Annotated in this window: 12 protein-coding genes; 4 read left to right on the forward strand and 8 right to left on the reverse strand. The window is 66.8% G+C overall.

The window, feature by feature from the left end:
- Positions 1–286 precede the first annotated feature (286 nt).
- The 4 genes from AB0I41_RS32970 to AB0I41_RS32985 form a co-directional block, all read right to left on the reverse strand.
- Entirely contained in the window at positions 287–589 is a 303-nt protein-coding gene (locus AB0I41_RS32970; protein ID WP_357114866.1) for a hypothetical protein, read from the reverse strand.
- Between the two features lie 72 nt (positions 590–661).
- Positions 662–817: a hypothetical protein gene (locus tag AB0I41_RS32975; RefSeq protein WP_357114868.1), complete on the reverse strand. Its 156-nt coding sequence runs from the start codon at positions 815–817 to the stop codon at positions 662–664.
- Positions 818–869: 52 nt separating this feature from the next.
- A complete protein-coding gene (locus AB0I41_RS32980; RefSeq protein ID WP_357114870.1) occupies positions 870–1799 on the reverse strand; it encodes a hypothetical protein in 930 nt (309 codons plus the stop codon).
- Between the two features lie 257 nt (positions 1800–2056).
- Positions 2057–2623, reverse strand: coding sequence for a hypothetical protein (locus tag AB0I41_RS32985; protein ID WP_357114872.1), 567 nt, complete (start codon positions 2621–2623; stop codon positions 2057–2059).
- 673 nt (positions 2624–3296) lie between these two features.
- Here AB0I41_RS32985 and AB0I41_RS32990 point away from each other — a divergent pair.
- Positions 3297–3494: a hypothetical protein gene (locus AB0I41_RS32990; protein ID WP_357114874.1), complete on the forward strand. Its 198-nt coding sequence runs from the start codon at positions 3297–3299 to the stop codon at positions 3492–3494.
- Between the two features lie 166 nt (positions 3495–3660).
- Positions 3661–3828: a hypothetical protein gene (locus AB0I41_RS32995; protein WP_357114876.1), complete on the forward strand. Its 168-nt coding sequence runs from the start codon at positions 3661–3663 to the stop codon at positions 3826–3828.
- A gap of 260 nt (positions 3829–4088) precedes the next feature.
- On the opposite strand, the gene AB0I41_RS33000 is transcribed toward AB0I41_RS32995, so the two are convergent.
- Genes AB0I41_RS33000 through AB0I41_RS33015 form a run of 4 tightly spaced genes read right to left on the reverse strand, consistent with a single transcriptional unit; the run spans position 4089 to position 8642 of the window.
- Positions 4089–4853, reverse strand: coding sequence for a TatD family hydrolase (locus tag AB0I41_RS33000; protein WP_357114879.1), 765 nt, complete (start codon positions 4851–4853; stop codon positions 4089–4091).
- Positions 4837–6105, reverse strand: a complete 1269-nt coding sequence (locus tag AB0I41_RS33005) for a hypothetical protein (protein WP_357114881.1) — start codon at positions 6103–6105, stop codon at positions 4837–4839. Before AB0I41_RS33005 ends, AB0I41_RS33000 begins: the two co-directional genes overlap by 17 nt.
- Positions 6102–6887, reverse strand: a complete 786-nt coding sequence (locus AB0I41_RS33010; protein WP_357114883.1) for a hypothetical protein — start codon at positions 6885–6887, stop codon at positions 6102–6104. Before AB0I41_RS33010 ends, AB0I41_RS33005 begins: the two co-directional genes overlap by 4 nt.
- A 3-nt stretch (positions 6888–6890) precedes the next feature.
- On the reverse strand, positions 6891–8642 hold the full coding sequence (locus AB0I41_RS33015; protein WP_357114885.1) for a P-loop NTPase fold protein: 1752 nt from the start codon (positions 8640–8642) through the stop codon (positions 6891–6893).
- A gap of 439 nt (positions 8643–9081) precedes the next feature.
- On the opposite strand from AB0I41_RS33015, the gene AB0I41_RS33020 reads away from it, so the two are divergent.
- Together AB0I41_RS33020 and AB0I41_RS33025 are read left to right on the forward strand one after the other, a co-directional pair.
- A complete protein-coding gene (locus AB0I41_RS33020) occupies positions 9082–10254 on the forward strand; it encodes a hypothetical protein (RefSeq protein WP_357114887.1) in 1173 nt (390 codons plus the stop codon).
- A gap of 227 nt (positions 10255–10481) precedes the next feature.
- Positions 10482–13466 (forward strand): DEAD/DEAH box helicase family protein, encoded by a 2985-nt coding sequence (locus AB0I41_RS33025; RefSeq protein ID WP_357114889.1) that lies wholly within the window; start codon positions 10482–10484, stop codon positions 13464–13466.
- Positions 13467–13533 lie beyond the last annotated feature (67 nt).

Genomic DNA, 13533 nt, shown 5'->3' on the forward strand with positions numbered 1-13533 from the left:
GACATCGAGTGATCACTATCCACAACGAACCTGCAGAACGATCTCCAAACGGACTCAAGCCACAGACCAACTCAAAGATCTTCGAACCGCCCTCTGAGCCTGGGGTGGATCTTTCGTCCGAAGCGTGCCGACAACGCCGAGGAGCACACCGGCAAGCAGGTCCGCTTCGTTGGCGCGACGGCCGACGAGAGTGGCCAGGTTGAGCTGGTTCTGAGCGACGGGACACGCGTGCGGGCGTACCGCTACGAGGTCGTTCCCGGGTAGCGCTGCGCCAACGAATCTGCTGCTATCGCTCTTGATCGGCTGACTGCTGATCCGGCAGGGCACCGGCCCAGACGTACACCCACGGCGGGCCGCCGGCGGCGATCGACTCCAACTCGTACACGCCGTTCACATCCGCGTCGAGCAACTCGCCGCCGTACTCGATCCACAACCAGCTCTGATCGATCGTTGCAGGGGGCACGCCGTCCTCGTCGATCGGCACCAGGAGGGAACGGCCATCCAGCGGCCCCCCGACGGCCGGTACGTCGGTCTTCGCCCACATGTTCTGATCATCGGCCGAGACCTGACGGTGCCTGGCGCGTTCCACCGATTGGCCCTCCCCGTCCAGGCGGCAGCCTTGCCTGCAGGGCGGGTCAGAGAGGATCGAGCGGCGAGATCCTCACCTCAGGTCGCCGAAGTAGCCCTCCTCCTCGCCGAGCAGCAGTGGCACGTTATAGACCGACAGGTCGGGCCGGGCGGCTGGTGGTGTGCCGTATATTGCTGGCCTGTCGTATTCCTGCGGTGCCGTGATCGTCTTGACCGCTGCGCCACCCACCCGGCGTTCACTGGGATACTTGGTGCATTGGCGGAACTATGAGGATTAGCGGCTATGGACTCCAGCGGGCGCGCAAGACGCCGTCGGGGTCGGGGAGTACGGCCGCCAGTAGGGGGCGGCGCTCGTCGGCGTAAGCCGACAGGGCGGTTGCGGCATGGGCGTCAGCCAGCCGGGCGCGTAGCGCAGGCTGGTCGGACTCGTCAATGAGGTGGCTGGTGATCCGGCCGGCACGGTCCTGCCAGACCACTTCGACAAGTCCTTCGTCGGGGAGGGAGTACAACACGGCCGGAACATCGGTGCTCAGGTCGGGCCAGACCAACAGTCGCGCCCGAGGGGTCAACTTGTCACGGATCGTGGCAACCGTGCTTGTGGTCAACCGATGCCATCGGGAGGCGTTGTGAAGGTAGCCCTCCTCGAGCAGCGCTGCGCCATGCCGCTCCACCAATTCAGTCAGCTCGGCCCAGAATGCCGCGTCGGCTGGGCGGACGTCAGTGTCATCCTCGGTCGCCTCTGGGTCATACGGCGAGCCGGGGATCGGCTCTGCGAACAAGCCGCGCTCCCGGGTGAAGGACACCGCCCTTCGGCAGTCGACGCTGCTGCCGACGTAGACGTACTGGTCCCAGCCGACGTGGATGAAGAAGTCCTCCCCCGCCTCCAGCCGGCACCAGCCGCCGTCGCCGCCCAGCATCAACCGCACCAGCTCCAAGGCATGATCCAGCCGGACCTGGGCGCCGTCGTGGTAGCCGTCCAGCTCGGCACCGAATAGCCCGACAAGCGCTTCGGCGGGTGCGTGGGTGTCGAGGCCAACACCGGGGGCGGCCGACGGCTCCCGGATCTGTAGGCAGTCCACGCCGGTGTCCTCGGCGAAGGCTGCCACCGCGTCCAGATAGGCGGCCTCGACCGGACCGTGGTCGCTGTCGGTGTCTTCGCTGCCGATGTAGTGGCCGCGTTCGTCGCGATGAGCCGGGTCGTACTTCGTCACCCGCCAGACGCGGAGCGGCCGCCGAGGCCCACCGGTGCCCCCAGCGGCAGTCATCGGCCACCTGCCGTTGAGAACGTCCGGCAGGGAATGGCCGGCTCCGGGCCCTGGCCGCGCGTGCTCACCCAACTCCGATCAAGACCATGGCGGCGAACTCTAACCGGGGCCGGCGCCTGATGTGCTGGATTTTCCGGATCTGACGATCGCTGCGGGAGTGAATGATGGCCCACTTTGGCTGGGGATGCGGGCTGCCGGGTTGGTTATCGGGTGAGCGGCTGCCGCCGCCAGCATGGTTCGGGTGGATCGACGGTCAGCCCGTTTTCGTCGAGGGCGTTGTAGATGATCAGCTGTGCTGTGGAGAGGGCGAAGCTGAGAGCGATGCTGCCGTTGGCCATGTCGTCGCCGGCCCACTCGAGCAGTTCGGCATGGCTCAGCCGCTGGCCTGGCAAGGGGGCCAGTTGGGGTAGGGGTTCGGCCCGCCAGGCGAGTTGGAAGTCGTCGGATGTGGGCCAGCGGACCGGGCGGGTGGGATCGGCTGAGTTCCAGGTGATGGACAGGTCGTCGAACTTCTGGTGGTTGACCTCGACCTGGTCTGCGCCGAAGTCCAGCAGGACCGGGCAGTCGGCGAACCACTCGTCGGCGTCGAGGTCCCAGACCAGCCAGACGTGTCGCAGGGTGTGGCCGGCTAGGGCGGCGAGCCGGCGGCCATGAGCGGTGGTGATCGCGTCCCGGCCATGGAGCCATTGCGGCTGGTAGCCCTCGATGCCGAAGTTGAACACGAGATCATTGTGCCCGTGCACCAGGTCGGCGGCTGCCGCCTCTGACACCGTCGAGCACCACGCCGGGCGGGATGGCCGCCCGGGATCGCCCGCGTGATGTCTGCTGGCGCCGCACCGAGGACGGCTGGCGCTTCGACCGCCTCGTAGTCACCCCGGTCGCACTGACCGAAGCCATCGGCCGGGCCCTCTAGTAGACACTGCTGGCCGCGGACTCCCGGGCGTCGACCGGCGTCGCGAGCATCGGCGCGACCGGCCGACGCAGCACCGGTTCCGCCCCGGTGCTTGCCCGTCGGCGGGCGGGAGTCACCGCCAGTCCCAGCCACGCTGGCCGTAAGTGCCGTTCATCTTCCGCCCCCCACGCCATCGTGGGAGGAAGGTGGGCTGCCTCGGCGGAGATCCGCGACAACGAATGCGCAACCGCGCGGGGACCAGGACGACAGCGCTGGTGCCAGGGGTGCTAACAAATTTGGCCATGATCAGGGCCTTATCCACACCCGCAAAGTTATCCACGGCATCGTCTGGCGCTGGCGAGCGGCGGGGTCGGCGGCGAAGCTGAACCAGTCGGCGAGGTCACCCCTCGGCTGCCGGCCACGGCCACGTGCAGGTGGAGTATCTCGGCCGCAGGCCACTGACCACCGACCCCTGCCCGCAACGCCGCCCGCTCGGGCGGCAGGGTCTCGTACGCCACGTCCCGCGCTCGTGGCGCGCGTACCGTCGGAGCGTGGACGTGCTGCTGCGCGGCGGGCCCGGTGACGGGCAGGTGGTGCCCGGCGGCGGGGAAACCGTCGTGTGGCAGGCCTGCCTGTATGAGATCACGCCCGAGTACGGCCATCGGCACGCCCGCGACCTACGGGTCTACCGGCACCGCCCCGACTGTTGCGAGCCGTACGGCCGAGGCGCCGAAGACCGTTGCGAATGACCACAAGCCGTTGTGCGGCCGGGCTTGTTCTCCACCCCACCTTCCCATGTTATCGAACATGCGTACGATCGCCGGGTGGAAGACGTGGTCCGGCGGTGGTGGAACGGCGTGTGGGGACGCCTGGCGCGCCGCGATGTGTGGCTCGTTCCGCCAGACGCGGTGGAAGGTGATCGCCCGCACCGGGGACACCGAGACGGGGACGGTGCTGCGGTGGGAGTTCGAGACGGAGCGGGAAGCCGTGCTCATGGTTGATCGTCTCCTACGCGCCGACACCGCCGGTCAGTGGCGCGAACAGGAAGCCGGGGGGCGCAGCCTCCTGGCAGCGACGATGTGAGCAGCGGTCCGGCCCGACCCACCCCCGGCACGCAGCACACGGAATGACAATTATTGTGCTTCCCCGCGGCTCTATGCGGGTCTCCGGCAGCCGGTCTTCCCGGGCATCCCGCCTGAACAAACCGCGGGCGGGGATCACGCACTCATGAATACGATGATGTGCGGGGAAGACCTCAACCCCCGGCACCGAACCGCCCGGCGCCCAGGTGGAACACGCCCGAGCGGACCCTGCGACAGCAGCGAGAAATCCGGCACCAACCTTCAAGATGCGGTGGCGAGGGCCTGCTGCAGTGCGGGTGGCAGACGATGGCGTGTTCCCGAACGCTGTGTGAGTGCAGCGAGATTTCGGTAAAACACCTGGCGGATCTCGGCGGGAGACGTGTTGTGGAGGGCCGCGAGACGTGCTTCGAGAAAGTCGATGTCTCCAGGAATCTTTGCCTTGGTGGATCTGCGGCTGCTGGGGAAGTCTGTTTCGGGCAGGATTCGGTCCAGCGGTATGAGGGTGAGGCCTTCGTCGGTCATGGCCGCGTTGACGGAGAAGTAGCATCCGACATCCGCTGCTCGTTGGATCTCGCTGGCGGTGCCGTTGAACCAGTGCAGAATTGCTCCCGCATGTGGCTGACGTTCGAGAGCGCCGAGAAGGTCCGCGGTTCGGCCAGTGCTGTGTAGCGAGATCAGCACAGGCTGTTGGCGGCACCCTTCGAGGATGCTGTCGAGGACGACTTGCTGGGGCTGGAGGGCCGTAGACCGGTCGAGACCAACCTCGCCGATGAGCACGTGGAGTTGTGTCGCGGCGCGTACGTCTTCGACTGTCACGGCCGCGAGTGAAGTTTTGACCCCGGGATGCGCCCCGTATCCCCACATGATGGTGTCGTCGCTGCGGCGGGCTGCTGCTCGGGCCTCTGCTGGGCTGCGGGTCATCGCGAAGATGAAGGCACCGTCGAGGGCTGTGATCTGTGCCCGCGTGACGTCCGGGGCGACATGGGCGTGACAGTCAAGCCGGGGAAGGCTAAGGGCTTGGGACACGTCGGAGCTCCTTGATGCCGCGGTTACAGATGTCCATGACAGCGTCGAAGTCGGTGTCTGGTGGCCACATACCGGAAGCGAGGACGCGGTAGTCGTCGAAGCCGGCGCTGCTGGCGTACTGCCAGGCCGCGATGTCGTGACGGCGGTAGCGGATGAACTGGTTCAGCGACTGCTGCGGCAGCACATCCATGAGGTAGATCGTTTGGTCTCGCCGCCGGCCGCCGATAAACGCGGCACGGCGCACCAGGCAGGCGATGCACAGGCCGCAGTTGAGGTTCGCGTTGCCGCCTTTGAGACGCCCGGCGTTGGGCTTCGCACAGGATAGCGTTGCTGCGGCGAGCGCGGCATCGTCGTTGTTGCGTGGCCGGAGCGCGGCGGCCACCAGTTCACCCTTCGTCATGTGTGCGTAGGGGTTTTTCACCTCTACGTCGGTGAGGCGAAGCTCGGTCAGGAGTTTGCCGAGCTGGTGGAACGTCCACGGATGGGTCGAGCGGGTGGTGAGCGGGCCACCGCGGGACGGCTCGAGCGGAGGGTTGATGCTTGTGAATCCGTTTTCCGGCATTACGACGTGGCCTGCGTGGCGGCCTGTGGCGACTGCGACGCCGAGGGCCATGAACAGCAGGGAGCGGGTACGCGGGGTGCGCTCCTTGATGTCTGCCGTCGGCCGGAGGGCAAGCCGCAGGTAATCGGTGCCGGTTCGACGTTGGTGGATCGCCTGTTCGACGAGGTGTTGGGCGTGGCGTACAGCGTTGGAGGTGTCGCGGTGGCCGACGTATAGCGCGGCCTGTGGTTGGCTGATCTGTAGCAGCGCGCCGCACAGGGAGTCCAAACCGCCGGACAGGAGGTTGACCACGTCGACGGGCGCGAGCGTTTGCGGCGGTCGAGGGGAGGGTGCCTTCGCCAGCAGCACCTGCAAATGCCAGGTATCTCCGGTAAGCCAATGGAGGAGATCTACCGTCACGTCCAACGCGGGCTGAGTCCACGCGTCCGGATTCTCCACGTGCACGGCGATGCCGAGTTCACGGCGCAGCAGTAGGTTCGACCTGCGGGTCGTGCGGTCGGCTAGGTAAGCCGCGGTAATGACACGCAGCAGGTCGCGGGTGATGCTGTCGACGTCACCGAGTTCGGCTAGGTCCCATCCGAACGCGACCTCCATGGTCGGGCTGGTGCCGGTGGCGTGCGGCCATTCGACAACCGTCGACGAACCTTCCCGGGGCTTGGCACCTTCGGGCAACAACTCGACGGTCCTCATGCTCCACCCTTCATCCCGAGGACTCGGAATGCCTTGGCGGCCAGACCGGACGCGTAGTCGATGAGCCCTTGGACCGTCCTCTTAGCCTTCGGCGCGATCCCACCCGCGGAGATATGGGCGTGCAGATACTTCTTGGCGCGTTCCTCGATCTGTTGGGCCCGTTGCGGCGTGGTGATGTTTTCTCGCCGCTGGGACGTCAGTTCCACCAGCACCTGCTCGTAGGCGAGGTTCTCGATGAACAGTTCGACTCGGTCTTCGAGATCAGTGTTCTCCTGGGCCTTCATCAGCTCCGCCATCGTGCGCATGGTGGCCGCCTTCAGCGCCACTTCGTCGGGATGGCTCGGGGCGCCCAGGATCGCGTCCGCGATGTAGACGCATTGGGCGCGTGTGCCAGGCAGCGAGCGCAGGTGGTCGAGGTCTAGGCCGAGTTCGCGCAGTGTCGCCGCGTCGCCGGTGCGCAGCGCCTGCGCTCCGGCGATAGCCGCGGCGCCCCGTCCGACTTGCCGGCTGACGTTTCGGCCGCCACCGCCAGCGCCCGTACTGGAGCTGGACGACCCGGCGCCAGCTGACCCCTGCCCCCGGGATGGCAGCAGTGACCTGATCAGACCCGGTGAGCCTGTCAACGACCCGGAGGCGAGCGCCTTGAGCAGCGCGTTGACGAACTTCTCGACCTGGGGCGATGTTGGCGCTGGCGATGAAGGGTCGACCATGTCCGCGTAGGAATCGTGCACCGACTCCCACGAGTTGGATCCGCTGCCGCCGTAGGCACCCGACGTGCCCATCGGCTACCTGCCTCCTTCCAGCACTTCGCGTGCTGCCCGCACCACGTCGTCATCGACGCCGGGCACGGTGGCGAGCGCGTTCATCACGGTCGGAAAGCCTGCAAGGTAAGGAACGTGATGCAGTTGCAACGCTTGGATGACAGCAGGTGCGGCTAATGCAGTTGTCACCGCTTCGGTCAGCCGTGGCTGCTGATCGGTGATCTGCTGAAGGGCCTTGATGAGGTGTTCCGGGTCCTCGGTGCGGGCGAGCTGATCACAGAGCCCTTGGACCACGATGTCCTGATCGTCGGACGGCAGCCCCACCACCCTCGTTACCGCCTCGTTGCGGGTGGCGTCCGATGGATGCGCAAGCAGCTCGATGAGTTCGAGCTGCTCGGCGCTGATCGCCCCGCCGAACCGCACGTCGCTCTTCAGGGTTGCGGCGACGCTCAAGTACCGGTCGATCGCATCGGTCTCATCCTTCAGCGACGGCGGATGCGCGGCCCAGTCTCGGGTGTCGGCGTTGACGCCGTCGGGGGCTGGTGCGCCCTCAAGGCCATGTGCCCAGTCCTCCCACACGTCGATGAACCCTCGCCGCTCGGCCTTCGTCTGCCGCGCCAGCGCCTGGAACGCCTCAGAGTGGCGCAACTCCAGTAGGTACAGCTTGGCCAACAGCTCCAGCGGCAGCTCCGCTCCGGCAAGGGTGGCCAGGTGCTCGCGAACGGCTAGCGCGTTGAGGAACCGTTTGATAGCCCGAGGGCTACGCCACACGTCAGCTGCGAGACCCCGCGCGATGCCCGCGGCGAGCGTCAGGGTCGCCGCCGTCGGTTCGGTGTCCGACTGGCTGGCAAGGACGTAGGGCGCTTTGCCCTCCACCCGCCGCTTGCGCGACAAGGCGACGATCTCTCGGTACCGCTCGCCAGTCGCGGAGCCCGAGTTGCACAGCAGCAACGCGATATAGGCTTCGGCCTGCTCGATCGACAGCATGGGTAGCGTGACCGGAAGCTGCACGATCTTCTCCGTATACAGCCTTGCGAAGCCTCCCCGCGCGGCCCCGCGCAGCTCTACATCGATCGCATCCCGAATGAGGTCCTGGTCGGCGGCGATCACGAACGCCATCTTCTTCACCGACAGGAACAGTTTGATCGACTCCAGGGTCGCCATGATCGTCGGCGGGAGACAACGGTCCAGATCATCAACGAGGACGACGACCTTCGTCAGACCGTCCATCGATTCCATGAGCATCCGGAACTGCTCCCGGAATCCCGCCATGCCCTGTTGAACTTGGTCGGCGTCGTCGGTCCTCGCCCCTGGCGTAAGCGCGTCAACAAGGTCGCCGATCTTGGGCGACATTGTGACCGCGCTGGTGATGAGAACCTTCGCTACGCGTCCCCACGCGATCCGTTTGCGCAGGTCGTTCAGCTTGTCCACGATGAACTTCGCCTTGGCCGGATCGTCCTTGGGCACCCGGCTCTGCAGCATGTCGAGCACCTGGGCGATCATGGTGCCGCGCATGTCCTGGGCGTTCTCGAACTCCCAGGGGTCGATACGCACCACGAGGACGTGCCCGAGCGACGACAAACTCTCCGCGATCAGGTTCAAAGCGGTGGACTTGCCGCCACCCCACGCGCTGTGGATCCCGACGGTGACCGGGTCGAGGCCACCCGAGCCTATGATGCGCGCAACGACGTCGGCGATGGCATCGAAACCCAGGAGATCTTCGACGGCGGGGTTGTCGTCGAACAGTCGAGCCTTGCTGACGCTCCGTTCGACCACAACCACTCCAGGTAATGCACGTGTCCGAGTTGCCGGGCGCCTTACGGGCCACGACCCTACGCCCTTGAGGCTCGCCGGGTGTGCCGGCGTTCGGTTGGGACGAACATGCTCAGCGGACGACTTGACCGGGGCCGTCATCGGCGTAGCAGCACACCGACCGCCGCGAACACCGCCGCCGCCGTACCCAGCCCCACCGCCCACGCCGGGCTGTGCACGGCCACTATCCCTGCGGCGGCTGCACCAACGGCTGCGGCCGCCGGTGCCCACCACCGCCCGGACTCGGCTCGCTCAAATGCTGATCTTTCTCTGTCCACGACGTATCCTTCCGCTGCTCAGCGGCCCGACGGGCCGCGACGACTCCAGGGAATCAGGCCGCCAGCGGGTGGTCCTGCACGAGCTCGCGGGGCTCCAACGCCGCCTCGCCCGGTACGGTCGACCGATGGCCCGCAAGCCCACCAGCCCCGCCGACGAGGTCCTCCTCGCGGCAGCCCGCGCCCGCAGTTCCACCGTGACCGCCACCCAACTAGAACGCTGGCGCGGCGCCGGGTTGCTACCGCGCAACGTGACCCGGTCGCTCGGCCGCGGCCGCGGCAGCACCTCCGCCCCAGCTGATGGCGTTGTCGACCTCGTCGTATGGCTGGCCCAGCACGCTCGGCCTGGCCGGCGTCCGCATGACCTGGCCCTGCACGCCTTCGGCGAGGGCCTCGCGGTTCCCGAACCAACCGTGCGCGCCGCCTGGCGGGCCTCCGTGCAGCGCGTCGTGCTGTCCGGCGAGCGGGACCTGCCAGCCCCGGCCGACGGCGAGGACAGAACCGACTGGGCATGGGACGTGGCCGAGCGGGCGGCCGCCAACGCCGCCTCGGTGGTGCTGCCACGCCGCATGCGCCGCATCGACGAACGGCTGGCCGCCGCCGGCGTCTCGTGGGCACCATCCGAACTCACCCAGTACGACCGCGGCCCAGCTGGCGAGGAACCAGTCACCGCCCGGGACTTCGCCACCTTCGCGGCCGCTGGCGTGCTCGCCGGGGCACCCGAGCTGACCGGCCCGGCGATGGCCCCGCACGTGCGAGCACTGCTGCCGGTCGGCGCGGTCAGCCCGGTCGCGTCCTGGCTGGAATACCCTGACGAGCCCGGCCGCGACCCAGCGGAGATCAACGACGGGGCGGGGCTAAGCCTGCTGCCCATCGGCGACGTACGCGAGGACCTGCTGCGTGTCATCGACGAGGCCGAACCGCACCAGCTGCGGGCTGCCTGGCGGGCGGCAGCCGAGATGCGCGAGTGGGCGCTGGAGCACTGCGGTGCGGTCGAGGCCGAGCTGGACGCGGGTGAGCTCGGCGACGCCACTCTGGCCTGGATGATGGGCGCCATCCTTGGTCTGCCCCGGCTGCTCGTGCGTCAGGCGCTACTCGATCGCCGGCCCTCGATCAGCACCCAGGTCAGCACCGCGGTGATGGTGCTGTGGATAGGCGTCAGCCTGCACCGGCTGCGCCGGCTCATGCCCGACGGGCAGTACGAGTTGCTGCCAGCGCTGCTGCCACCATTCCTGCACCCACTCGCCGGAATCCCGCTCAAACCAGTCGGCGAAGCGGCTGCCGACGACGCTGTGGGCTGAGCGCAACTTCCTTAAGACAAGCGGAGACCTGCCTCACCTGCCCGCCGTCAGCGAGCAACTGCGCGCCAGACGTGGACTGCCTCCTTTGTCGGTTTCCGCTCGGATCCCGTCACTGCTGCGAATCCGCGGCGGCGGTGGGTGGCGGTAGAGTCCCGTACCCTCGGGGTGATTTCTCCGGCGGGTGGCAGCTCGCTGGCAACTGTGACGGGATTCGAAGCGCAGTGACGATGACCACGACCGTGCATGACGTCATCAAGGCGATCCGCGACGGCTCGTCAAGCAACCGAGATCGTGGCACCGGCTTCGAGGAGTTGATGCTCCAGTACCTGAGCACCGACCCGCAGTGGGCCGAGCAGTTCAGCCGGGTGTGGATGTGGGTCGACTGGCCGCGAGCCGAAGCCGACAAGCGGGATGTCGGCATCGACCTAGTCGCGCAGGACCAGGAGACGGGTGGCTTCTGCGCCATCCAATGCAAGTTCTACGAGCCGCATCACACCGTCGAGAAGGCGGACATCGACTCCTTCTTCACCGCCTCCGGCAAGGGCGGCTTCACCCGCCGCCTGATCATCTCGACGACCGACAAGTGGAACGTCCACGCCGAAGCAGCTCTCGCCGATCAGCAGATTCCGGTCACGCGCATCGGGCTCGACGAGATCGCGCAGAGCCCGGTGCAGTGGCACATGCCCACCGTCGACCACCGGGTCGAGATGACGCTGCGGAAGAAACATGATCTCCGCCCTCATCAGCGTGAGGCGATCGACGACGTCTTCGTCGGCTTCGCCGCGCGCGATCGTGGCAAGCTGATCATGGCGTGCGGGACCGGCAAGACGTTCACCAGCTTGAAGATCGCCGAACGGCTGCAGCGCGAGCGCGCGGTCGCTGGCGAGGCGGAGCACACCAACGTGCTGTTCCTGGTTCCCTCCATCGCTCTCCTGTCGCAGAGCCTGCGGGAGTGGTCCTATGAATCCGAGGTGCCGCTGCGCGCGTTCGCGGTGTGCTCGGACAAGAAGGTCGGTAAGCAGCGGGCCAACACGGGCGACGACAACGACATGGCCACGTACGACCTGGCCTTGCCCGCCACCACCGATGCGGACCGCCTGATCGAGCAGATGGCCAGGGTTGAGGCTGAGCCGGGGCTGACCGTAGTCTTCTCGACCTACCAGTCGATTGGGAGCGTGGCGGCGGCCCAGCGCAAGGGCCTGTCCCGCTTCGACCTGATCCTGTGCGACGAGGCCCATCGCACGACCGGTGTCACGTTGGCCGGCCATGACGAGTCGTCGTTCGTCCGAGTCCACGACGACACGTACCTCGGCGGCGACCGCCGCCTCTACATGACCGCAACCCCGCGGATCTACAACGAGGACACCAAGTCCGAGGCGAGGAACGCCGACGCGTTGCTGGCCTCGATGGACGACGAGACGACGTATGGCCCTGAGTTCCACCGGTTGGGCTTTGGACGGGCAGTCGAGCGGGGTCTGCTCACCGATTACAAGGTCCTCATCCTCACCGTGGACGAAGGCAGGGTCGCCAAGACGCTGCAGCAAGGTCTCGCTGGCGGGGACTCTGAACTCAGGCTCGACGACGCCGCCAAGATCATCGGCTGCTGGAACGCGATGGCGAAGCGGACCGGCACGTTCGCCGACGGCTCCGGGTTCGCCGAGGGCGAGGCGCCCATGAAACGGGCCGTCGCGTTCGCCCGCTCGATCGCCGACTCGACGGCGATCGCCAGGCGTTTCACCGCGGTGGTTGACGCATACGACGACGCCGACGACGAGGTGCTGCGCTGCGAGGTTGAGCACGTCGACGGCACGTTCAACATGCTGCGGCGCAACAAGCTGCTGGACTGGCTGAAACAGGACCCCGGCCCGGCTAACGCCCGTATCCTGTCGAACGCCCGCTGCCTCTCCGAGGGCGTGGACGTGCCGAGCCTAGACGCCGTTCTCTTCCTCCACCCCCGCAACTCGGTCGTGGACGTCGTCCAGTCCGTCGGGCGTGTCATGCGCCGCGCCAAAGACAAGAACTACGGCTACATCATCCTGCCGGTTGCCATCCCCGCCGGGATGGCGCCGGAGAAGGCGCTCGCCGACAACCAGCGCTTCAAGACAGTCTGGCAGGTCCTCCAGGCGCTGCGCGCCCACGACGACCGCTTCAACGCGACTGTCAACCAGATCGAGTTGAACAAGAACAAGCCCGACAACAAGATCGGCATCGGCAGCATCGGTCCAGGCGATGAGTCGGTCGGGGACCGCGACGGATCGAGCACGGCCGCCAGCGGCGAGGCCGCGAAGGCGAAGGAAGCCCAGAGCGCCAAGCACATCCAAGAAACGCTCTTCTCCGTCACCGACTGGCGAGAGGCGATCTACGCCCGCATAGTCGACAAGGTCGGCCAACGGCAGTACTGGGAAGACTGGGCCCGCGACATCGCCCAGATCGCCGACCGCCACGTCACCCGGATCAAAGCCGCCCTGACACTGCCCGAGAAGCGAAGCGCCTTCGAGGAGTTCCTCGGCGAGCTCCGCGTCAACATCAACCCCGGCGTTAACGAGAGCGACGCCATCGACATGCTGGCCCAGCACATCGTCACCAAGCCGGTCTTCGACGCACTGTTCAAGGACTACGGCTTCGCCGAGCACAACCCCGTCTCCAAAGCCATGCAGCGCATGCTCAACATCCTCGACGACCAGGGGCTTGACGCCGAAAGCAAGAAGCTCGACGAGTTCTACCAATCGGTACGGGTGCGCGCCGAGGGCATCGACAACCACGAGGGCCGCCAGCGCGTCATCGTTGAGCTGTACGACAAGTTCTTCAAGACCGCCCTGCCGAAGACCGCCGACGCCCTCGGCATCGTCTACACCCCCGTCGAGGTCGTCGACTTCATTATCCGCTCGACCGAACAGGCGCTGAACAAGCACTTCGGCCGCTCACTGTCGGACGAGGGCGTCCAGATCATCGACCCGTTCGTCGGCACCGGCACCTTCCCCGTCCGCCTCCTTCAGTCCGGCTTCATCAAGCCAGAAGACCTGCTCCGTAAGTACACGAGCGAACTGCATGCCAACGAGATCGTGCTGCTCGCGTACTACATCGCCGCCGTCAACATCGAAGCCGCGTTTCACGACTTAGCCGGCGGCGATTACCGCCCCTTCGAGGGCATCGTGCTGACTGACACCTTCCAACTCGCCGAGGGCACTGAGGCTATCCGCGCAACGCTCTGAGTGCGGAGCGTGCTGCCCGGAATGAGTTGCAACAGGCGGGAATCGCCTGGATGAGTGCGTGAGAGGT

Origin of the sequence: Micromonospora sp. NPDC050200, from assembly GCF_040656135.1 — a bacterium.
Taxonomy (GTDB): Bacteria; Actinomycetota; Actinomycetes; order Mycobacteriales; family Micromonosporaceae; genus Micromonospora.